Consider the following 21,271-nt stretch of genomic DNA (forward strand, 5'->3'; position numbering starts at 1 on the left):
CGGGCGGCCCTGTTTCGCCCATCGTGCCGCCACATGCAAGCAAGCGGATTTGTCCGCGAGAGGCTGGCGCGCTCTGCATTTTCCTGAGGCAGATCAGAAGGTTCGACGGAGGGGCGCAACTTTAAGTGAAGCCGCCGTAGTTGCGACGCAATGGAACGGTCATTATTGTGTCGAATCTGCGCGTCCCCAGGGAATAGATATGGTGCACCTTTTCCGGACTTCACTCGGTGTGATGGCGCTCGCGGTGGCCACTCTCGGCGCCGGTAGCGGCGCGCATGCCGCGAACGGTCCGTTCCTCGCGCACCAGGCGCTCTATGATCTCAGCCTGGTCAAATCGCGCTCCAATTCGATCAACAGCGCGCGCGGCCGCATCCTCTACAATTTCGCCGGAAGCTCTTGCGAGGGCTACACGTCCGAATTCCGCCAGGTCTCCGAGCTCGACAGCGGCGAGGGCAAGGTCACGCTGAGCGACCTCCGCTCCAATTCCTGGGAGGATGCCGCCGGGAAAAGCTATCGCTTCAAGATCGAGACGCGGATGAACGAGGCCGAGGCCGGCCTCGTCGACGGCTCGGCGGAGCGCGACGGCGACCACATCAACGTCAAGCTGAAACTGCCGGCGCCGAAGAGCTTCACCCTCGACGGCAAGATCGTGTTCCCGACCGAGCAGATCCAGCGCATCATTGCCGCCGCCAAGGACGGCAAGTCGCTGCTGGAGCTCTCCGTCTATGACGGCTCCGATGACGGCCAGAAGGTCTACAATACGCTGACTGTGATCGGTCAGCCGATCCCCGCAGACCGCACCGCCTCGCCTGATCCGTCGACGTCCGACGAGCACATGAAATCGCTGACGCGCTGGCCGGTGACGGTCAGCTATTTCGACCGCGAAGCCCAGCAGAAGGAAGGCGAGCAGACGCCGGTCTATGCGATGTCGTTCGAGCTCTACGAGAACGGCGTCTCCCGCCAGCTCGTGCTCGATTACAACGATTTCGTGATCTCGGGCGCGATGGGCAAGTTCGACGTCAAGGACAGCAAGCCCTGTAATTGAAGAAGCCTTGTAATTGAAGAAGCCCTGTAATTGAGCGGCGACACTAGCCCGGAGCGCCATCTCCGGTTACGCTCCCGTCCAACCATAAACGTCGGGAGGAAGCGTTGCCCAAGCTTGATCATCTCCGCCCCAGCGGCCTGCACCACAATCCCGCTTATTCTCACGTCGTCACCGCCTCCGGGGCGCGAACGATCTACATCTCCGGCCAGGTGTCGGTGGACGAAGAGGGGCGGATCGTCGGCGAGGGTGATATCGCCGCGCAGACCACGCAGGTGATGCAGAATCTCGGCCACGCCTTGAAGGCAGCGGGCGCCACCTACGCCAACATCGTCAAGATCACGACCTTCGTCGTCGGCTACAAGCCGGAGCTGCGCCCGATCATCGGCAAGGCCCGCTCGGCCTTCTTCGAAGGCATGGAGCCGCCGGCCAGTACGCTCGTCGGCGTCTCCGCGCTGGCCGCGCCGGAATGGCTGATCGAGATCGAGGCGATCGCGGTGGCGGATTGAGGTCGCAGGCCGCTTTCGCAAAACTTGAAAACAACCCCATGCACAGTAGAAACGCCGTCTCGAACGGCGCGCCATTTCGTTTTTGCAGAATTTCCTTTGACCCGTCGGGCAAAACAGGAGTACTATGCCATCATGGCCGTTCGCGGCGGCTGATCCGCATGGGCAGGCCTTTGGCCGTTCGCAGCGTGATCCGCTGAACCGGCCAGACGTCGGCGTCCGCAGACAGGCGCATATCGAAGTTCCGGATCAGGACGGCCAGGATGATGGTGGCTTCCTGCAGCGCGAAAGAAGAACCGATGCAGGTCCGTGGGCCGATACCGAACGGCAGATAGGTGAACCGCGGAATGGTGGACCGCGCCTCCGGCAGGAAGCGCGACGGGTCGAAAACGTTGGGCCGGTCCCATATGGCCCTGTGCCGGTGCAGCACGTAAGGCGCGATCACGATCAGCGAGCGCCGCCCGACTTTGACGTCGCCCAGCAGGTCGCTCTCGAGGGCAGAACGGCTCAGCGCTGCGATCGGTGGGTACAGGCGAAGCGCCTCCTCCACGACCGCTCTGGCTACGACAAGCCGGTCGGCCAGGCCGTCCGGCGAAGAGAGCTCGCGCTCGGCCTCTTCGCGGACGCGCGCGCGCCACTCGGGCGATTGTGAAAGCAGAAAGAACGACCAGGTGAGCGTATTTGCCGTGGTCTCGTGACCGGCTGAAAGAAACGTCAGGATGTTCGAGCGGATCTCCGTCGAATCCAGCCGCTGGCCTGTCGACGGATCGAGCGCCTTCAGCAAGAGCGTCAAAAGATCGTCGGGGGCGTCTTCCCGGGCAAGCCGTTCGTGCCTCATCTGAACGATCCTGTCGATGATGCCCTCGAAATAGGCCATCGTGCGCCGCAGGCGTCCGTGGCCGGGACGCGGCACGAAGGTGGGCACCCCGAGCAGATCGAGAGCTCCGATGCGCCCGACCACGTCGAAGTAAGCGGTCATCGCCGAGCTGAATTCGCCGAGGTCGCCGCCGATTCCGTCGGAGAAGATCGTCAGCGTGAGCACCCTCAGAGTGATCAGAGTCATCTCCGCGGCAACGTCTATCGTGGTTGCTCCCAGCTTCGACCATTTCACCACCAACTCGTCTGCTGCCGTCAGCATCGCTCTCGTGAACGAATTCACCGTCCGCCGCGCGAACAACGGGGCGAGCGCCCTGCGCTGGATCTCCCACCGCTCGCTCTCGACGCTGAGCAGTCCGTCGGCGAGGCCCGAGGAGAGAATCCGGCGCTGGATCGCGTCTTTCGGATAATTCTTCGCATTGTCCATCAGCACGCGCTTGATGGCTTGCGGCTCGTGAACCAGGAACGCGTCAAGGAAAGGAAGGCGAAGCTTGCAAATCGGATCGCGAAAGAAATCTTCGCTCCAGCATTCGAGCGGATTGCGCTTCAGCCGGATCAGGATGTCGACAAGGCCCAGCCGGCCCTGTGGAGGAACCGGCGCGGGTGGGCAGGGTTCGTTGCGATGCAACATGGGCCGTGAATGACTGAACCAGAATGTCGGAAACGGGAAAAATCGGCAAAAAGTTCCTGTTTCACCTTTTACTTGCCGCGGCCGCACTGATCAACCGCGTACACTTCCTTCGCGCCGACGAGAAGTGTAGGCTGCATCCGGAGCCATCGCGCAAGGTGATGTGCTACGACTCCGACATTCGGAACGACGACCATCTCCACCCTGACGGACCCGCAGCTTGACGATCCAAGTTCGGCTCGGCTCTCGTTGGCTTCAATCATCAGCCTCGGAATGTCCGCCGACTGACTTAAGGCGGACCAAGATTGTACAAGCATCGTAAGCCTGCTTGTGACCCGATAGTGAAATGCTTAGCCACGCGACAGCCGCTCGGGCTTGCGCAGGGAAACAAGGGGCTCCCCGAAGCAGACGAAGGGTTGGGAAGCTTCGCAACAGCCGAACCGTCGTGGTGGGCCTGAGATTGACCGGAGCGCAATGACGTTCGTGGTGAGCTCCTAACCAGTGTTTCTGACCGCCTCAGCTAAAATGGCGTAAAGCTGCTGCCTGTTGAACTCCTTTGGCGGCTGGCTCTCTGCTGTATTCGACGCCACCTTCCGCGCGACGGGACGGGCGCAGGCTGCCGACGACGGCGTCAGCTTCGGGGCCGGCCTTATCTGGGGCCGAGCTGTGGGCGGCTTATGGCCCCGCTTGAGGCCCAAACGGTTCAGCATACCGCAGACCGCGTTACGGCTGCAGCCGAGGTGTCGGGCAATCTGCGCCGCGCTCTGTCCTGCGGACCAGAGCCTTTTGAGAAGCGCTATGTCTTTCGCATCCCAGCCCATGGTAGATATTATAACGCTGACTGCCAGACACCGGCTAGTCTAGTCTTCGTCCGGCTCGCGCACGACCGCCGGTTCGTCAGCATCATCTTCCTCGTCTTCGTCTTCGTCCTCCTCGTCCTCGTCGGGATTCCTGGGTGGCATCAAGCTGTGCGTCAGCATGAGTAGTGCCCGGCCGATCGCTGCAGTGGAAAATGCTTCGCAGGTGTGTTGCTTCATGTCCGTGTGCTCCTTGAAAACATATGCGCAGTCGCAAAGTCTTTGCCGGCAAACGCCGGTGCCAGGGCGCGATCGCCGCAAACGTGATGCGGGTCAGGTTGACTGCATCATCAGCGGGCGGCAGGCCATGCAGCAGGCAGCGTTTTCGGCTACTTGATGCCTGAGGACCCATTAGGCTCTATGTTTACCAAAACCTCGCCGGCAGCGATTTCAGGAACCCCAAGATCGAGGTCATGTAGACTGGCTTGAACAAATGCCAGTATCTTGGCGTTCGCCGCGTTGGCACTTTCGCGATCGTCAAAAATCATCACCGCGATACCGACGCCGTCGCCCGCATCCAGCACATGGTAAGATCTGAATCCCTGCGATTGCCTTAGGATCTCGCCAACGCCGCTCCGAGCGCGACGAGCGGCGTCCGCTACCGAACGAACCTTGCTGTACTTGCGAATGACCATGTACATGGGGCCACCACGCGCCCTTTTTCCAACAGGAGCCATCCTCGCCCTAGAAGGGGCGAGGTGCTGAGGCTCAGGAGCCCTCGAACTTGAACGATACGTTGAGCTTGGCGCGATAGGCCTCGACTTTCCCCTTGTCATCCAGTTGCATATCGAGCTTGACCACCTCTGCAATGCGAAGATCTCGGAGAGATCGAGCAGCTTGCTCGACCGCATTAGCGGCCGCCTTCTCCCATGAGTCGGTGCTGGTACCGACCAGTTCTATGACCTTGTAGACGCTGTCGGGCATATTCGTCCTCCTAATCGGTAGGAGCAGGAAGTCTAGCACCAGGATCTCGACGCTGATACGTCTCGGGAATGCGGCGGAAAGGGTCCGACTGGCTGTCACTTTCCTGTTCGGCCCGATGGCTTCGGGATCAGGACCTCGTACCCATTGAACAGGTATTCGATTGGGGGTCCCGCTCTACTTCTCGAAACTCGGCCACTTGCACCACAACTGAGCGATGCCGAACGGTCGCCCGTCATTACAGTGACCAAGATAAGCGGAGTTCATTGCACTTTGACCCATAGAAAGTCGGCCCCGAAAAATTGGTACGCCACCGCGTCCAATTCCAGAATCCCTCGATACCTGACATCAGACGTTCATCGGAGGGATCGATCGGACGCCTCGCGGGTCGATGTCCCGGTTCGAGGCGACGTGGTCGATCTCGCCGCGTGAAATCCCGATGTCCATCAGTTCCGCGTCATTTAGATTGGCCAAGACGGCGCATAATCTTTCGCGTTTGCGCCGCTCTTGAAACGCATCCCAATATCTCTCCAGGAAGCCGATAATTCGCCCCGCAAAAACGAGCCGTCTGGCCCGCCCTGTTGCACCATAGGTCGTGCTCATTGTGCAATCTCCGGATTCTTCAACTTGGCCGGCACGCGCATCAGCGTCGCGGTGCAATCCTCGAGATCGAGTAGACAGCAACGGACAGGATGACGACCGAAGCCGATCAGACCCGCAAATGCATCCGGTTGGATTATCGCGCTGACAATCCGACTGATGCCTGCTTCGCAACGATTGTAGCCGCCGTCACCTTGGAGCGCGGAGCCAAGACTGCAATCTGATGGGGGGAGGCGGACATGCCGTTGAGCATAAGCGTTGGTGTGGGCGCCTGCTCCTCAACATTCGTTCCTCCTATCAAGGCAACTTGGTGTGCCGTGATCGGGAAGGCCGCAAGTTCAAACGTTGGAAGCTCCGCAGCCGACGCTCTGGCTATACTGAGGAGAGCTGCAATAGCTCCGATCGAAAATAGCTTCTTCATGGAAATCTCCTACGCAAAGAAATATTCGCAGCACGACTTCCGTGTTCACTCTAGCCGGTTTCTCCGGCGCCCCCTGTGAGCCAGTTCACGTGTCGCATCGAATTCCGATGCACGTTATCAGCGAAGCATAACCAACTGCCGCACGTGGTGCTTAGTCGGATACCGCCGAACGAAAACGGTCTTCGCTTACTCGTGAAGTGCAGTAGCGCTGACCTGTTAAATTCGTAATGCGATTGAACTATGGGAAATCCGTGGGGACCCATAAGAGAACGGGCTAACACAACGCCCTCGGCGCTGACGTGTAAGGTACCTGGATTTGCAGTATCCCAAATCCGGAGAGGAAATCCCAAACACTCACAGAACCAAATTCAAGGAGTTTTCCTATGGATTATTTTAGTGAGGATTCCGCCCACGTTACCAAGCCGTTTTCACTAGACGAACCTGCTGCCAGAACTCACGAAGACAGGATCACTCACAGGCGCTGGGCGAGAGCTGTCCTAGCCTTGTACGCCGTCTTGTTCTTCGCTGGCGCTGTTGCGATTGGTCTCCACCAGAGCATGGTTATGTCGGGTGGCATGGAACAACACGCCACCTTGCGCGACGACAATCGATCAGCTCACTAACTGTCATTTCACCACACACACCATCGCCTCGTCTCAGCACGCTCATCGAGCACAAACTGGAAGGACTTAGGTCATGGCAGCTAAAGCATATACTCACGCGCCGTCAGCCCAGCTAACAAGGGATTGCGACGGACGGATTATCGCCGGCTACTGCGTCCTGGGGATTATCGCCCTAGCTGCGCTATATTTTGCGGCAGCTGGTCCGGGAAGTGGCGGGGCTGCTCTTGCTCTCATGGTGGCTATGCCTTGATTTGACAGCGCACGATGCGAGGGCTCTTAATACTCTTTGTCGTTTTCGCGCTGATGTTGGCGGCGCGCGGCCAGCATCAAACTGATTTCTTGCCGCGCGCGACGGCGCCTATGCCGCCAGTCAACGTGCCCTAGCTTTGACCCCATGTCGCCTCCTTGAAGTGGCTGAAAGCGCGGCGTCCCTGCCGGTGAACCCCCGGTAACCTGCGACTTAGTTGGTGCGCCCATGACGAAGGCGAGATACTTCGAGATCGGGGTGGACTGCCTCGAAATCATCGCGGTGTTGCTTGCGCTCCTTTTGGCCGTGTACGTCTCCATCTGGGCCGGCCTTCTTCTGCTCGGGGTGCTCCTCCTGGGATTGGTCTCGCTGATTTGCAACTATGATGCCTGGGTCGTGCGACGTCTATCGACGCTGGAGAACCCGCTGATCTTGCCGCTATGCAGAACTGGATTCGTTGGCAGGCACCGGCGAATGCTGAGGCTGCTCCCGTCAGAGCCGCGATGTAGGTTCTGCATGGTGCCGTTCGGTGGCCTGGGCAAAGTGTTCGGCATCAGGCCGTCGCCGCCCAACCCAAACTACTGCCGGAGCTGCTTCGAAGCCTTGCCGACAACAACTCACGAGCTGAAAGTCGGAGTGCTTTTCGCCGACCTACGTGGGTTCACCTCGTGGTCCGAGACCCACACCTCGAGCGCCGCAGCTGACTTGGTGAGCGCTTTCTACGCGAGAGCTAATCGGGTGCTCACCTCCGATGACGCCTTGGTCGACTTCATAGGTGACCAAGTCATGGCTATCTACCTTGTCGATATGCCCTCGCTCGGCGCGCGAACGGCGGACATCATGGTCGCAGCGACGAGACGGCTGATCCAGGCCGAGGGGAAGGTCACGGAGTCGCTGCCGGTTAGTGTCGGGATTCATATGGGCAAGGCGCAAGTTGGCTCCCTGGCCACAGGAGGATCGAAGAATTTTACAGCTATCGGGGACGTGGTGAACACGGCTGCACGCCTGCAGAGTGCGGCCAAAGCTAATGAGATTCTAATTTCCGAGACGGTTTACGATGCCCTTTCTGAGAAGAAGCCGCAGGCCGACCGCGCAACTTTGGAACTGAAAGGAAAGGCCGAGCTGCTGACAGCCTTTATCTTGCGTTAGCCGCCACTTGGCCGGATCAATCCGCCGTGCGGCTGCGGCAGCTATGGCTCCTTTGGCTGCAAACCAGAATCTTAAGTTGCAAGTCTTCGAATTAGCCTCGCTGCTGACGTGGACACAATTGCCCCCGAGCGGTCGAACATGGTTTGCGCGCTTGTGTTGAACAAGCCGAGCGCCTTCTGGGAGCTGTCGTCCCATTTGCCATCGGCGCTGCCGCCGTAGCAGCCGACGCGTTTCAGTTGTTGCAAAAATCTTTCCCAGGGTTGAATCCCGGAGACGTGCACTCCGCGATGGCCGGGCCCGAGGCAATCACCAGATACAAGAAGCAAAGAGGACCCAATCTCGACAACATACCGATCCCTTCCGGCTGCCGCCCAAAAATCGCAAGCCTTAGGCCGCACCTTCCTCGACCGCTGGAGCCAAGCTCGGGGTGGAAACCAGTGCGGCGAAGGCCCCGAGCAGCGGGATGGCGATAAAAAGCGCGACGGCTGCGACGTTGAAGGCGATGCCCGCACTGCCGGCCCGGTGCGCGAAGACGCCGGCGATCGGCGGCAACGCCAGCATGCTGCCGTAGAACGCGGAGAAGTAGATTCCCATTCCGACCGCGCGCGCCTGGACGGGAAGCGCCCATGTCGGCAGGCTGGCGAAGGTCGCACCGGACAGACCGGCCACCAGCCCCAGTGCTGCGAAGATGAGAACGTCGTGGTCGGACAGCGGAATGGCTGCCATCCCGAGCGCGGCGAGCAGGAGGGACGCGGCAGCGATCCAGATGCCGGCACCTCGCCGGATCGCAAGCGCGCCGCCGAGTGGGATGGCCGCGATGGTGACCCACAGCGCGACGCTGACGTGAGAGGCGGCGATCTCGGCCGTATAGCCCCTCTCGGTGAGAAGCAGCGGACCGAACGCAAACGCATTGGCGAAAGTGGCGTTGGCAGTGCCAGCGACGAGGCCTGCAATGACCACCGCGGCCGTGACGGCCGCGCCTGGGAAGGCCGCGGACAACGGCACGACCGGCCGCGCCTGCTTCGGCAGCGCGAACAAGAGGATCAGCGCCATCAGGGTCAGGATCACCATCGCTACCGACGCGCCGATCAGCCCGAACTTGTCCGCGATCGGCGGTAATGCGACCAACGCCAGCGCTATCCCGCACGGCCACGAGCCGGCGAACGCCGCCATCGCAAGGCCGAACTGCCTCCCAGTGAATAGATCGGCGATCATCTTGGTGCCGGCGATGGTAAACACCACCGCGCCCGTACCCGCGACGATTCTGGCCAGCAGGCGCGCGTTCCAGTCGCTCGACAGATCGACGACGGCGCCGGCGAACATCAGCGCCGCGCAGAGGAGAAGCGTCGGTCGTTCGCCGAGCCGTTGGACCACTATTCCGCCGGGAAGCGCAACCAGGACGCTGGGTGCCAGATAGGCGCCGACCAGGATGCCGAGCCGGGCGTAATCGAGGCCCTCAGCTCGAAGCAGCGGGCCGAGCGCTCCGACGCTTTCGAACTGCATGCCCATGACGCAGCGCGCGGTGAAAAGCAGCGCCAGAATTCGCCATTTCGATTCCACGTGGCCCCCCGGTCCAACGATTGCATCCGGCCAGTGTCACGTCGAAGCTCCCGCGAAGCAAGCCGCGATCTCGGCTTGACCCAAGAATCTGAGCCCAAACACCGAAAACTACGGGACAACCCGGTTCCAATCGCATGGGTTGAGCAGAGATCAGTCGGCCAGCGGCCTATGACACGGGCCCCGCCGTGCAATGACGATGTGGAGGCAGGTCGCCATCACTCCTGCGCCTTCTCGGGCCCCTCGTACGCAATGCCGCGAATGACGGCGGCATTGCCGAACTTCTTGCGCAGGCTGTCCACCGCACGCTCGGCGTGCGCGGCGCGGCGGTCGAGCATGTCGGTGTCGTCGGCGGGCGAGCCGTCGCGCAGGGCGCTGACGCCGGCGCCCATCAGGCGGAAGGCGGTGCCGTCGATCTCTTTCGCCAGCATCTCGCGGCAGATCGAGAAGATCTTTGCGGCAAGCTGCGTCGGGGCTGCGATCGACTGCGAGCGGGTGCGTTGGCGGAAATCGGCGGTCTTGAGCTTCAGCGTGACGGTCGAGCCGGCAAGCTCACTGCTTTTCAGCCGCGACGATGTCTTCTCGCACAGCCGCCACAGGATCTTCTCCAGCGTCGCGAAATCGCGGATGTCGGTCTCGAACGTCGTTTCGCTGGAAATCGTCTTGGCGCCGCGATCGGGCTCGACGCGGCGATCGTCGATGCCGCGCGCGAGCCGCCAGAGCCGGCGGCCGTCGCTGGGAAACAGCCGCATCAGCTCGATCTCGTCGGCCTTTTGCAGATCGGCAATGAGACGGAAGCCGCGCTGCATGAGACGTTCTTGCGTTGCGGGGCCGACGCCGAAGATGAAGCCGACCGGCTTCTCGGCCAGCATGGTGCGCGCTTCCTCCTGGTCGAGCGCGGCGAAGCCGCGCGGCTTGTCGAGATCGGAGGCGATCTTGGCCAGGAACTTGTTGCGGGACAGGCCGACCGAGACGGTGATGCCGACGTCGCGCTCGACCTCGCGGGCAAAGCGCGCCAGCACCTTTGCCGGGATCATGCCGTGCACCCGCTCGGTGCCGGAGAGATCGAGGAAGGCCTCGTCGATCGAGAGCGGCTCGACCAGCGGCGTCAGCGCCTGCATGGCCTGCCGCACCTCGCGGCCGACGCGGACGTACTTCGTCATGTTGGGCGGGATCACGGTCGCATGCGGGCAGGCCTCCAACGCCTTGAACATCGGCATCGCCGAGCGGACGCCATAGGTGCGCGCGATGTAGCAGGCCGCCGAGACCACGCCGCGTTTTCCGCCGCCGATGATGACGGGCTTGTCGGCGATGTCAGGATTGTCGCGCTTCTCGACCGTCGCATAGAAGGCGTCGCAATCGACATGGGCGATGGTCAGCCCTGCAAGCGCCCGGTGGCGGACGAGGCGGGGGGAGCCGCAGGCGGAACAGCGCCGCCCGCCCATATCCTGATCGGCCAGACAATCCCGGCAGAAGCAGCGGGGCCCGGCTGCCTCCAGGGCGGTCACGGCACGTCGCGCTCCCAGGTCCGGTCGCCGAGCGCATCGCCCAGCACCTGCCGCGCTGCGGCAACGTTGGTCGGGTGCAGTTCCGAGGCCTTGGCAAAGGCCTTGACGGTGTCGTCATCGCGCAGCACGAAATCGAGCACGCTGAGCAGGAAATGCGGGTCCGAGGCGGCATTCCGGAGCGTTTCCGGGCCGACCCCGGTCTCGGCCAGGAACAGGCCCAGCCTTTCAGGCTCGCCGGCGACGAAGGACAGCGCCTGAATCGCAACGATTTCAGCGACTTCGCGGGGGTTGTGAACAGGCTTTTTCACGGGCCCGGTTTGCCTTTCCGTTAACTTTCGGTGTCTACTTTGGACTATGCCCGAGTCTCGAGACTGAGTCTTTATGTTGAGGCTTGGGCGTGAGCCTTGCGGCCCCAGACAAGCAACTGGAAACCACATCGCAGAAAGTGGCCCCTTGGGTTTAACCAAACTCAAGCGACTCTGGGGCTAGTTTGAATCCAGTTTTCGAAGCGCCGGAAAGCGGCGCCTGAGGCGTTACCATGCATCGGTCGTCGGGACCAAACAGGAGGGCGGGATGGCTAAGACCGTCCTGATCGTGGAAGACAACGAGCTCAACATGAAGCTCTTCCGCGACCTGTTGGAGGCGCATGGCTACCAGACCTCCGGCACCAGCAACGGTTACGAGGCGCTCGACCTCGTGCGCAAGATGCGGCCCGACCTCGTGCTGATGGATATCCAATTGCCCCAGGTCTCGGGGCTCGAAGTGACGCGCTGGATCAAGGACGATCCGGAGCTGCGTTCCATCCCCGTCGTCGCGGTCACGGCCTTCGCGATGAAGGGCGACGAAGAGCGCATCCGCGAGGGCGGCTGCGAAGCCTATTTGTCCAAGCCGATCTCGGTCGGCAAATTCATTGAGACGGTCCGGCGTTTTATCGGGTAGGGAGTGAGTTTCGGTGTCCGCGCGTATCCTTGTCGTCGATGACGTTCCCGCCAACGTCAAGCTCCTCGAAGCTCGTTTGTCGGCCGAATACTTCGACGTGATGACCGCCTCGAACGGCACCGAGGCGCTGGCGCTGGCCCGCCGCGCCGAATGCGACATCATCCTGCTCGACGTGATGATGCCCGACATGGACGGCTTCGAGGTCTGCCGCCGCCTCAAGACCGATCCGGCCACCCACCACATTCCCGTCGTCATGGTCACCGCGCTCGACAGCCCGGCCGATCGCAATCGTGGTCTCGAGGCCGGCGCCGACGATTTCCTGACAAAACCCGTCTCCGACGTCGTGTTGATCGCGCGCGTGCGCTCGCTGACGCGGCTGAAGATGATGACCGACGAGCTGCGCATGCGCGCCATCACCTCGCTCGAGATCGGCATGCAGGCGCCCGAGCGCAGTGCTGTCGCCGATACCGGCAAGGGCGGCCGTGTCCTGCTGGTCGACGATCGCGAATCGTCCTATCAGCGGCTGGCGTCGATCCTTGCCGCCGAGCACACTGTCGACGTCGAGCCCAATCCGACCGAAGCGCTGTTCCATGCGGCCGAGGGCAATTACGACCTCCTGATCGTCTCGCTCGATCTGAACAATTTCGACGGCCTCAGGCTTTGCAGCCAGGCCCGCTCGCTGGAGCGCACGCGCCACGTGCCGATCCTGGCGATCGCGGAAGCGGAGAATTCGACCCGGCTGCTGCGCGGCCTCGAGATCGGCGTCAACGACTATCTGCTGCGCCCGCTCGACAAGACCGAGCTGCTGGCGCGCGCCCGCACGCAAATTCGCCGCCGCCGCTACACCGATCATCTGCGCGACAACGTGCAGAATTCGATCGAGATGGCGATCACCGATGCGCTCACCGGCCTGCACAATCGCCGCTACATGGAGAGCCATCTGGCAACGCTCGCCGAGCAGGCCGCGACGCGCGGCAAGCCGCTGGCGCTGATGATTCTGGACATCGACTATTTCAAGTCGATCAACGACAATTTCGGCCATGACGGCGGCGACGATGTGCTGCGCGAATTCGCGGTGCGCGTGCGCAAGTCGATCCGCGGCATCGATCTGGCCTGCCGCTACGGCGGCGAGGAGTTCGTCATCGTGATGCCGGAGACCGATTTGCACGTGGCAGGCATGGTCGCCGAGCGCCTGCGCCGCTCGATTGCCGGCGAGCCGTTCACCGTCCACAAGGGTACCAAGCGCGTCGAGGTGACGATCTCGATCGGGCTGACCACGCTGGAGCAGAAGGGCGAGGCGGTCGCCGACGTCCTCAAGCGCGCCGACATGGCGCTCTATCGCGCCAAGCATGATGGACGCAATCGCGTGGTGTCGCACGCGGCGTGAGACGGCGAGGGGCGCGCTGCGCGCCACATCCACCGGCGTCGTCCTGGCGAAAGCCATAACCACAGGAAGTGGTTGTAGCGCGAAGCTGGCAACTCCGAGTATTCGGGCAAAACAGGCGCATTTTGGCATGATGGGGTTCTGGCACCTGATACGGCCCGCGCTCATCACCATCTCGCGGGACGAGCCGCGAGTTTCCGCAGTTCATCGAGGAGCTTGATCGCTGGCGCGGGCAAGATTCCCTGTCTTCGTTTGAAAGCCGTCAGCGTTCTTGCGCTTGTGGCTCCCGGGATGTTCAGGGCGTCCACCATGCGAGCGCGGCGCTCGGCGTCGTAGATCGATTCCGGCATCCAGCCAAGAAAGCCCGAGCGAGCGATCAGGCTCTTCAGGACGAGGGTTGACCTGGTCTCGACAACGATGTTGGGCAGCCCTAGACCACGGGTGCGGAACACCCGCAGCAAATCCTCGTAGGGCGCGGTGCCGCGTGGCGTGATCGCCCATTGCTCCGTCATCGTATCTTCCAGTGTCAGCTTCCGCTTGCTGCGCAGCGGATGACGGGTGGCGGCGACCACGTGGCTCTGATCCTGCCAGCGGCAATCGGCGAGGGCTTCGATCTCATCGAGCGTCTCGGTCGCGGCACCCAATGCGAGATCGATCTCATTCTTGACGAGGGCCTCCGCAAGCCGGTCCCACACGCCTTCGATCACGAAGACGGTGAGGTTGGGCCACTTCTTCAGGACGGCGCTGATCGCCAGCGGAAGAATGAGGCTCGCGATGTTGCCGACGGCGCCGACGCGAATTGTTCCCTTCGCAAGTCCGCGCATCGCATTGATTTCTTCGGTCGCGTTTTCAGCCTCGCGCAGCAGCAGCGTTGCATGTGGAAGCAGGGCGCTGCCGACGGCCGTCAGTTGCATCCCCTTGGAATGACGCTCGAACAGCGGCGCACCAACCTGCTGCTCGAGGCGACGTACAGTGCGGCTGAGCGCAGGCTGCGTAATGTGCAGCAGGTCCGCGGCACGACCGAGGCTGCCGGCCGAGACGATCGTCATGAACGCGTTCAACTGTCGCAAATCGAAGGTCATGCACAAAGGTAATGACTTTGCCGTAAAAAGGCAATTTCAAAACAAGTCTCCGCTTTCCATAGTTCGCGCCGGCCGGACGAAGCCGCCAACAACGCCGTCAAGAACATTTGGAAACGCCTATGCAGGAAGCCATACGCTCTGCGACCGACCGTGCGCGCTCGCAGGCCACGCACCTCACTGTTCGTGACGCCGTCTGCGACCTGATGCGCCGGCTCGGCATGACCACGGTGTTCGGAAATCCGGGGTCGACCGAATTGCCGCTGTTCCGGAATTTTCCGGACGACTTTCGCTACATTCTAGGCCTGCAAGAAGCCGTCGTGGTCGGAATGGCCGATGGCTACGCGCAGGCAACCCGCAATGCCGCGTTCGTCAACCTGCATTCGGCGGCCGGTGTCGGCAACGCGATGGGAAACATCTTCACCGCGTTCAAGAACCGCACGCCGATGGTGATCACGGCTGGTCAGCAGGCACGCTCCATGCTGGCCCTTGATCCGTTCCTTGCCTCGCGCGAGGCGACCGAGCTGCCAAAGCCATACGTGAAATGGAGCATCGAACCTGCGCGCGCCGAGGATGTGCCGCACGCGATCGCGCGGGCCTACTATCTTGCAATGATGCCGCCGCGCGGGCCGGTGCTGGTGTCGGTCCCGGTCGACGACTGGGATCGTCCGTCGGAATATCTGCCGGTCCGCCTCGTCAGTCAGCAGATCCGGCCCGATCCCGATGTTCTCGACCAGATTGCCCGGGCCCTCGACGGCGCGACGAGCCCGGCCTTCGTCGTCGGCGGTGCGGTCGACCGCGACTCGGCGTTCTCTGAAGTGGTCCGTCTGGCGGAAGCTCACAATGCCCGTGTCTTCGTGGCGCCGATGTCCGGCCGGTGCAGCTTTCCCGAGGACCATCGCCTGTTCGCCGGCTTCCTGCCGGCCATGCGGGAGAAAATTGTCTCTCTGCTCAAGGGCGCGGACCTCGTCTTCGCGATCGGTGCTCCGGCGTTCACGTATCACGTCGAGGGCTTCGGGCCACACGTGCCTGCCGGCGCCACGCTCGTCCAGTTGATCGACGATCCCCAAACCGCGACGTGGACGCCGCAGGGCATGGCCGCCGTCGGCAGCATACGGCTCGGGCTCATCGATCTGCTGGAACGGGCGAAGCCGCCTGCGCGTCTCGCGCCTCCACCGCGAGCGGCTGCGCCGCAGGTCCAGCCGACCGCTCCGCTATCGACGGCCTATCTCTTCCAGTCGCTCGCCGAGCGGCGACCGGCCGAGAGCATCATCGTCGAGGAGGCGCCGAGCGCGCGGTCGGTGATGCACGCTCATTTACCCATTGTCCGCAGCGAAGGCTTCTACACCATGGACAGCGGCGGACTCGGCTACGGCATGCCGGCGGCCGTCGGCGTCGCCTTGGGAAAGCGGGGCACGCGGGTGATCGGCGTGATCGGGGACGGCTCGAGCCTCTACTCGATCCAGTCGGTCTGGAGCGCGGCCAAGCTCTCGCTGCCGATCACTTTCGTGATCGTCAACAATGGCCGCTACGCCGCGCTGCAGGATTTTGCTCCGTCGTTCGGCTTTGCCTCGCAAGAGCCAGTTCAGGGCACCGACCTGCCGGACCTCGACTTCGTGGCGATTGCCAAGGGAATGGGCTGTCCCGCAGTCCGCGTCGACAATGCCGAGGCGCTGCATGCCGCGCTGGACAAGGCCTTTGCCTCGGATGGGCCGATGCTCATCGACGTTGAGGTCGACGATCGCCTGGCAGCAAAACAAATCGAGAAGGAAGGGGAGAAAACCATGAACACGATTTCCATGCTGATCGACGGAGAGCCGCAGCAGGCTAGCCATGGCGCAACCTTCGAACGGAAGAACCCGCTCGATTCGACCGTTGCGACACGGGCTCCTGCGGCGACCGCGGCCGATGCAGTTGCGGCGGTGCGGGCCGCCGCACGCGCATTTCCGTCCTGGTCTGCCGTCGGCCCCTCCGAGCGGCGCGCGCTTCTGACCAAGGCTGCGCATTGCCTCGAAGCCAAGGCCGATGCCTTTGCGGCGGCGATTGCCGCGGAGACAGGCGGGTCGGCGCTATGGAGCGGCTTTAATGTCCATCTTGCCGCCGGCATGCTGCTCGAGGCCGCCGCCATGACGACGCAGATCGGCGGCGAGATCATTCCGTCCGACGTGCCGGGGAGCCTGGCGATGGGCGTGCGCCGTCCGGCCGGCGTTGTCCTCGGCATGGCGCCCTGGAACGCACCGGTCATTCTCGGTGTGCGCGCGGTCGCATGGCCGCTCGCCTGCGGCAACACAGTGGTGCTGAAGGGCTCGGAGCTTTGCCCGGCGACGCATGGTCTCATCGTCGAAGCGTTGCGGGAGGCGGGCTTTCCCGCCGGCGTCGTCAACTACGTCACCAATGCGCCGAAGGATGCCGCCGCCGTCGTCGAGGCGATGATCGCCGAGCCCTCGGTTCGCCGCGTCAACTTCACCGGCTCGACCCGTGTCGGCAAGATCATCGCCGGCGTCTGCGCCAAGTACTTGAAGCCCGTCGTGCTCGAGCTTGGCGGCAAAGCGCCGCTCGTGGTGCTCGACGACGCCGATCTTGACGCCGCGGTCAACGGCGCCGCCTTCGGCGCGTTCGCCAATTCCGGGCAGATCTGCATGTCCACGGAACGGATCATCGTGGACGAGAGCATTGCCGATGTGTTCGTCCAGCGCTTGGCCGATAAGGCCGGCAAGCTGCCGGTCGGTGACCCCAGGAAAGGCCCGGTGGTGCTTGGCTCCGTCGTCGACATGGCGACGGTCGCTCGCTGCAACGAGCTGATCGACGATGCGCTCGCCAAGGGCGCGAAGCTGCTCTGCGGCGGCAAGGCGGACTCGACGCTGATGCCGACCACTTTGCTCGACAACGTGACGGCCGACATGCGGATCTACAGCGAGGAATCCTTCGGTCCCGTCAAGCCGATCGTTCGCGTCAAGGGCGAGGAGGCCGCGATCGTCTGCGCCAACGACAATGCCTACGGATTGTCGTCGGCCGTATTCACCACGGACTCCGCCAGAGGCATGCGGGTGGCGGCGCGGATCGAATCCGGAATCTGCCACATCAACGGTCCGACCGTGCATGATGAGGCCCAGATGCCGTTCGGGGGTGTCAAGGACTCTGGCTTCGGGCGCTTCGGAGGCAAGGCCGGCATCGCCGAGTTCACCGAGCTGCGCTGGATCACCATGCAGACCTCCCCACGTCACTATCCGTTCTGAACAGAAGGCGAGAGATCATGAATCTCACGGGTGCACGCGCAGCGAATGCAATAGACGTCGGCCAGTTGCTCGACGAGGGTCCCTTCACGGCGTTCCAGAAGATCGCGGTCCTGCTGGCCGCGCTGTCGATCGTGATGGACGGGTTCGACGGTCAGCTCATCGGATTTGCGATTCCGGTGATCATCAAGGAATGGGGCGTCACTCGCGGGGCGTTTGCGCCGGTGGTCGCTGCCGGCCTGGTCGGCATGGCGATCGGCAGCGCATGTGCGGGATTGTTCGCGGACCGCTTTGGCCGCCGCTGGGCGGTGATCGGCAGCGTCCTTGTGTTCGGCACCGCGACTTGCGCGATCGGCCTTGCGCCGGATCTCCTGACGATCGGCTGCCTTCGTTTCGTCGCCGGGCTTGGCATCGGCGGTGCCTTGCCGACCTCGACGACGACGACCGCGGAGTTCACGCCGCTCCGCCACCGCACTTTGGCGGTGACGGCAACCATCGTCTGCGTGCCCCTGGGCGGGATGCTCGCGGGCCTGTTCGCCAGCGCCGTGCTCCCGGCCTTGGGCTGGCGTGCGCTCTTCTTCATCGGCGGCTCGCTGCCGCTGATCCTCAGTCTGCTGCTGGTGTTGGGCCTGCCGGAATCGCCGCGCTTCCTGGTCCGCCGCTCGGCGCGCTGGGCGGAACTGTCAGGCTTGCTCGCGCGCATGTCCCGGACGATCCCCGCGGACGCGACGTTCAGCGACAGGATCGAACAGCGCGCGGAGCAGCGCAAGGGACTGGCCGCATTGTTCGAGACGGGGCTTGCTCGCGACACCATTGCGATCTGGTGCGCGTTCTTCATGTGCCTGCTCGCCGTGTATAGCGCCTTCAGCTGGCTGCCGACGATGCTGACCTCGGAGGGCCTCGACGTGGCGGTGGCAGCTTCCGGGCTGACCGCCTACAACATGGGTGGCGTATTCGGCGCCTTGTTCTGCGCTGTCGCCATTGCACGCTTCGGGTCTCGCTGGCCGCTTCTGGCATGCTGTATCGGCGCGACCGCAAGCGCTCTCGTCATCCAGCAGCTCGGCACGAAGGACCAGACGTCATTGTTAATTGCCGGCCTCGGCGTGCACGGGCTGTTCGTCAATGCGGTGCAGTCGACCATGTTTGCGTTGTGCGCCTATGTCTATCCGACGGCCGTGCGCGCGACCGGGACGGCGTCGGCGCTCGCCTTTGGCCGATTTGGTGCGATCCTGAGCGCGTTCGCGGGAGCTGCCGTGATCACTTCGGGAGGTGCGTCGGCCTATCTGCTCATGCTCGGCGGGGCCATGATCCTGGTCTTCGTCGCGCTTGCGGCCGTCAGGCGCCACATTCCGCCTCTTGAGAGGCCTCAAGCCGCCGCTGTCGCAATTCCGGCAAGCGATCTGCAACGATCATGATCGAGACAATGCAAGGCAGGGGCAGCCTATGATGTCGAAACCTCGGGCGGAATACAATGTTCTGACGGGGTGATCTCTGCTCGGTTGTTGCGCTCCGCTATTCGCGCAAACTCTGCTGTCATTCCCCGCGACCCGGCTACGCCAAGGCTTCGCCGGGGTTGAGGTCTAGGGGCGCCGAAGCTTTAGCGTAGGCGGCAGGCGGGGAATCCAGTACGCCGCGGCGTCTCGGTTCAATCACAACTGCCTCTGGAATACTGGATCACCCGCTTTCGCGGGTGAGGACACCGAGAGGTGCGGCGACAGCGGTTATTGAGATGACCGCTTGCCCTTCACCGGCTTCGCATCGCCACCCACATCCACGCCGGCATTCCGCAGCAACACCTTGGCCGCTTCCTTCGCCGCGCGCGCCATCGCGGGATCGTCACGCACTAAATCCTGGGCGATCGAGCCGTCGACCAGCAGCACGAGCTGCGTTGCGAGCGCGTCCGCATCGGCGACGCCGAGCTCGGTCAGTCGCTCGCGAAACCAGACGCGGCGGCTTTCCTTGAAGGCGATGGCGATCTTCTTCACCGCGCGGTCCGTGGGCCCGAGCTCGGCGACCGCATTCACGAACGGGCAGCCGCGAAAATCCTTGGCCGCAAAGCGCCGTTCCAGCGAATCGAAGGTGGCGAGGATCTGCTCGGCCGGCGGCTTGTCGGAGGGGCGGGCGCTGACGAAGCGGCGCTCCAGATAGGCTGCGATCAGCGCGTCCTTGGACGGGAAGTGGTTGTAGAGCGTGCGCTTGCTGATGCCGATCTCGGCCGCGATGGTATCGACGCCGATGGCGCGAATGCCTTGCAGATAGAACAGCCTGTCGGCGGTCTGAAGGATCCGTTCCTTCATGTCGGATTTTTCGGCGGACGGCATAACACAGACCTGTGTAACAAGCACCTTGACAGCGCCCGTTACCTATAGACTAATTACACAGGTCTGTGTAACCAAAATCGACCGATAATGCAGATGCCGGCGCGCGGCCAGCGCCCATGAGGGAGAACAAAAATGCCCCTGTTGCAGGTCCTGCGTCCGACATTGCCGATCCTGATCGGCGCCTCGATCATGCTGACGCTGAGCATGGGGCTGCGGCAGTCGCTCGGCATCTTCATGCCGCCGCTGACGCACGACATCCATCTCTCGGTGTCGGACTTCACGCTGGCGCTCGCCGTGCAGAACCTCGCCTGGGGCTTCCTCCAGCCGCTCGCCGGGGCGATGACGGTGCGCTACGGCTTCCGCCCGATCATGATCGCGGGCGCGCTGATGTACATCGCCGGCCTCGCTTTGATGGCGACGGCGAACGGGCTCGTCAGCATCATGGTCGGCGCCGGCGTGCTGATCGGCACTTCGCTGGCCTGCACCGCGGCTGCGATCGCGATGTCGGTGGCGGCGCGCGCGGTGCCTGCGACGGTGCGCTCGACCGTGCTCGGCATGGTCTCGGGCGCAGGCTCGCTCGGTGCGCTGCTGTCGGCGCCGATCGGGCAGATGCTCAACGAGGGTTTTGGCTGGCGCATCGGCCTTGCCGGCTTTGTCGTCATGTCGGTGCTGATGATCCCGGCCGCGTGGTACGCCGGCCGCGTCGATGCCATTCCGCTGCCAAAGCCTGCTGCCGACGATATCGGCGATGCCACGACCGCCTCCGTGACGAGGGCCGCGTTCGGCAACGCCTCCTTCGTGGTGATGACCTGCGCCTATCTCGTCTGCGGCATGCAGCTCGTGTTCCTCACTACGCATCTGCCGTCCTATCTCGCCATCTGCGGGCTCGATCCGATGCTGAGCGCGCAGACGCTCGGCATGATCGGCGGCTTCAACGTGCTGGGTTCGCTGTTCTTCGGCTGGGCCGGCCAGCGCTGGAACAAGCTGGCGCTGCTGGGCGCGATCTACCTCCTGCGTTCGCTCGCGCTGGCCTGGTACTTCATGCTGCCGGCGACGCCGTTCTCGACGCTGCTGTTCGGCGCCATCATGGGCTTCCTGTGGATGGGCGTCGGCCCGCTGGTTGCCGGCGCCGTCGCCGAGATGTTCGGCCTGCGCTGGCAGGCGATGATTCAGGGCCTGGCCTTCATGAGCCACCAGATCGGCAGCTTCCTCGGCGCCTACGGAGGAGGGCTGATCTATGACACGCTCGGCTCATACTCCATGGCCTGGCGCATCGGCGTCGCGCTCGGCCTTGCCGGCGGCATCGTCCAGATCGCATTCGCGCTGATCAAACCGACCGCGCCGCCCTTGCTGCGAACCGCGTAGGCATCATCAGCCGCT

The 21,271-nt window shown here is 63.1% G+C and carries 20 protein-coding genes and 1 pseudogene; 9 read left to right on the top strand and 12 right to left on the bottom strand.

What is annotated here, in order from left to right; all coding sequences use genetic code 11:
* The first annotated feature begins 199 nt into the window (after window positions 1-199).
* On the top strand, window positions 200-1,045 hold the full coding sequence (locus XH80_RS22160; protein ID WP_271600404.1) for a cell envelope integrity EipB family protein: 846 nt from the start codon (window positions 200-202) through the stop codon (window positions 1,043-1,045).
* A gap of 104 nt (window positions 1,046-1,149) precedes the next feature.
* Window positions 1,150-1,551 (top strand): RidA family protein, encoded by a 402-nt coding sequence (locus XH80_RS22165; protein WP_057751440.1) that lies wholly within the window; start codon window positions 1,150-1,152, stop codon window positions 1,549-1,551.
* Between the two features lie 130 nt (window positions 1,552-1,681).
* Here XH80_RS22165 and XH80_RS22170 read toward each other — a convergent pair whose 3' ends face one another.
* The 7 genes from XH80_RS22170 to XH80_RS22200 all read right to left on the bottom strand — a co-directional run bounded on the left by XH80_RS22170 (window position 1,682) and on the right by XH80_RS22200 (window position 5,851).
* Complete coding sequence (locus XH80_RS22170; RefSeq protein ID WP_271600405.1) at window positions 1,682-3,055, bottom strand: cytochrome P450; 1,374 nt, start codon at window positions 3,053-3,055, stop codon at window positions 1,682-1,684.
* Between the two features lie 491 nt (window positions 3,056-3,546).
* The gene (locus tag XH80_RS22175; RefSeq protein WP_271600406.1) at window positions 3,547-3,873 is read right to left on the bottom strand and encodes a GcrA family cell cycle regulator; all 327 of its coding nucleotides are present in this window, start codon (window positions 3,871-3,873) and stop codon (window positions 3,547-3,549) included.
* A gap of 39 nt (window positions 3,874-3,912) precedes the next feature.
* Entirely contained in the window at window positions 3,913-4,089 is a 177-nt protein-coding gene (locus XH80_RS22180; protein WP_271600407.1) for a hypothetical protein, read from the bottom strand.
* A 149-nt stretch (window positions 4,090-4,238) separates the two neighbouring features.
* Window positions 4,239-4,550: a hypothetical protein gene (locus XH80_RS22185; protein ID WP_271600408.1), complete on the bottom strand. Its 312-nt coding sequence runs from the start codon at window positions 4,548-4,550 to the stop codon at window positions 4,239-4,241.
* 67 nt (window positions 4,551-4,617) lie between these two features.
* The gene (locus XH80_RS22190) at window positions 4,618-4,833 is read right to left on the bottom strand and encodes a dodecin family protein (RefSeq protein ID WP_057756602.1); all 216 of its coding nucleotides are present in this window, start codon (window positions 4,831-4,833) and stop codon (window positions 4,618-4,620) included.
* Window positions 4,834-5,178: 345 nt separating this feature from the next.
* On the bottom strand, window positions 5,179-5,433 hold the full coding sequence (locus XH80_RS22195; RefSeq protein ID WP_271600409.1) for a DUF1127 domain-containing protein: 255 nt from the start codon (window positions 5,431-5,433) through the stop codon (window positions 5,179-5,181).
* A 133-nt stretch (window positions 5,434-5,566) separates the two neighbouring features.
* Window positions 5,567-5,851 (bottom strand): hypothetical protein, encoded by a 285-nt coding sequence (locus XH80_RS22200; protein ID WP_271600410.1) that lies wholly within the window; start codon window positions 5,849-5,851, stop codon window positions 5,567-5,569.
* A 1,098-nt stretch (window positions 5,852-6,949) separates the two neighbouring features.
* Here XH80_RS22200 and XH80_RS22205 point away from each other — a divergent pair.
* The gene (locus tag XH80_RS22205) at window positions 6,950-7,870 is read left to right on the top strand and encodes an adenylate/guanylate cyclase domain-containing protein (protein WP_271600411.1); all 921 of its coding nucleotides are present in this window, start codon (window positions 6,950-6,952) and stop codon (window positions 7,868-7,870) included.
* 387 nt (window positions 7,871-8,257) lie between these two features.
* Here the strand turns inward: XH80_RS22205 and XH80_RS22210 are convergent, their stop codons facing one another.
* The 3 genes from XH80_RS22210 to XH80_RS22220 form a co-directional block, all read right to left on the bottom strand.
* Window positions 8,258-9,430 (bottom strand): MFS transporter, encoded by a 1,173-nt coding sequence (locus XH80_RS22210; protein WP_271600412.1) that lies wholly within the window; start codon window positions 9,428-9,430, stop codon window positions 8,258-8,260.
* Window positions 9,431-9,645: 215 nt separating this feature from the next.
* Window positions 9,646-10,935: a DNA polymerase IV gene (locus XH80_RS22215; protein WP_271600413.1), complete on the bottom strand. Its 1,290-nt coding sequence runs from the start codon at window positions 10,933-10,935 to the stop codon at window positions 9,646-9,648.
* On the bottom strand, window positions 10,932-11,243 hold the full coding sequence (locus XH80_RS22220; protein WP_220005200.1) for a DUF3572 domain-containing protein: 312 nt from the start codon (window positions 11,241-11,243) through the stop codon (window positions 10,932-10,934). The genes XH80_RS22215 and XH80_RS22220 overlap by 4 nt, the downstream gene beginning before the upstream one ends.
* A 265-nt stretch (window positions 11,244-11,508) precedes the next feature.
* Between XH80_RS22220 and XH80_RS22225 the strand changes: the two genes are divergently transcribed.
* Complete coding sequence (locus tag XH80_RS22225) at window positions 11,509-11,874, top strand: response regulator (protein ID WP_008130064.1); 366 nt, start codon at window positions 11,509-11,511, stop codon at window positions 11,872-11,874.
* 13 nt (window positions 11,875-11,887) lie between these two features.
* On the top strand, window positions 11,888-13,261 hold the full coding sequence (locus XH80_RS22230; protein ID WP_057756587.1) for a PleD family two-component system response regulator: 1,374 nt from the start codon (window positions 11,888-11,890) through the stop codon (window positions 13,259-13,261).
* A gap of 164 nt (window positions 13,262-13,425) precedes the next feature.
* Here XH80_RS22230 and XH80_RS22235 read toward each other — a convergent pair whose 3' ends face one another.
* Window positions 13,426-14,340: a LysR family transcriptional regulator gene (locus XH80_RS22235; RefSeq protein WP_271600414.1), complete on the bottom strand. Its 915-nt coding sequence runs from the start codon at window positions 14,338-14,340 to the stop codon at window positions 13,426-13,428.
* Between the two features lie 119 nt (window positions 14,341-14,459).
* On the opposite strand from XH80_RS22235, the pseudogene mdlC reads away from it, so the two are divergent.
* From mdlC to XH80_RS22250, 3 genes and pseudogenes are all read left to right on the top strand, one after another.
* Window positions 14,460-16,064 (top strand): annotated as a pseudogene (gene mdlC / locus XH80_RS22240) (benzoylformate decarboxylase); the annotation flags it as partial.
* A 57-nt stretch (window positions 16,065-16,121) separates the two neighbouring features.
* Complete coding sequence (locus XH80_RS22245; protein WP_271600580.1) at window positions 16,122-17,573, top strand: aldehyde dehydrogenase; 1,452 nt, start codon at window positions 16,122-16,124, stop codon at window positions 17,571-17,573.
* Between the two features lie 17 nt (window positions 17,574-17,590).
* Window positions 17,591-18,985, top strand: coding sequence for an MFS transporter (locus tag XH80_RS22250; RefSeq protein ID WP_271600415.1), 1,395 nt, complete (start codon window positions 17,591-17,593; stop codon window positions 18,983-18,985).
* A 306-nt stretch (window positions 18,986-19,291) separates the two neighbouring features.
* Here XH80_RS22250 and XH80_RS22255 read toward each other — a convergent pair whose 3' ends face one another.
* Window positions 19,292-19,867 carry a TetR/AcrR family transcriptional regulator gene (locus XH80_RS22255; protein ID WP_057756786.1) on the bottom strand — a complete coding sequence of 192 codons (576 nt, stop codon included), beginning with the start codon at window positions 19,865-19,867 and terminating at the stop codon, window positions 19,292-19,294.
* Between the two features lie 156 nt (window positions 19,868-20,023).
* Between XH80_RS22255 and XH80_RS22260 the strand changes: the two genes are divergently transcribed.
* Window positions 20,024-21,256 (top strand): MFS transporter, encoded by a 1,233-nt coding sequence (locus XH80_RS22260; RefSeq protein ID WP_271600416.1) that lies wholly within the window; start codon window positions 20,024-20,026, stop codon window positions 21,254-21,256.
* The last annotated feature ends 15 nt before the right edge of the window (window positions 21,257-21,271 follow it).

The organism is Bradyrhizobium sp. CCBAU 45384, assembly GCF_028128665.1.
GTDB lineage: Bacteria > Pseudomonadota > Alphaproteobacteria > Rhizobiales > Xanthobacteraceae > Bradyrhizobium > Bradyrhizobium manausense.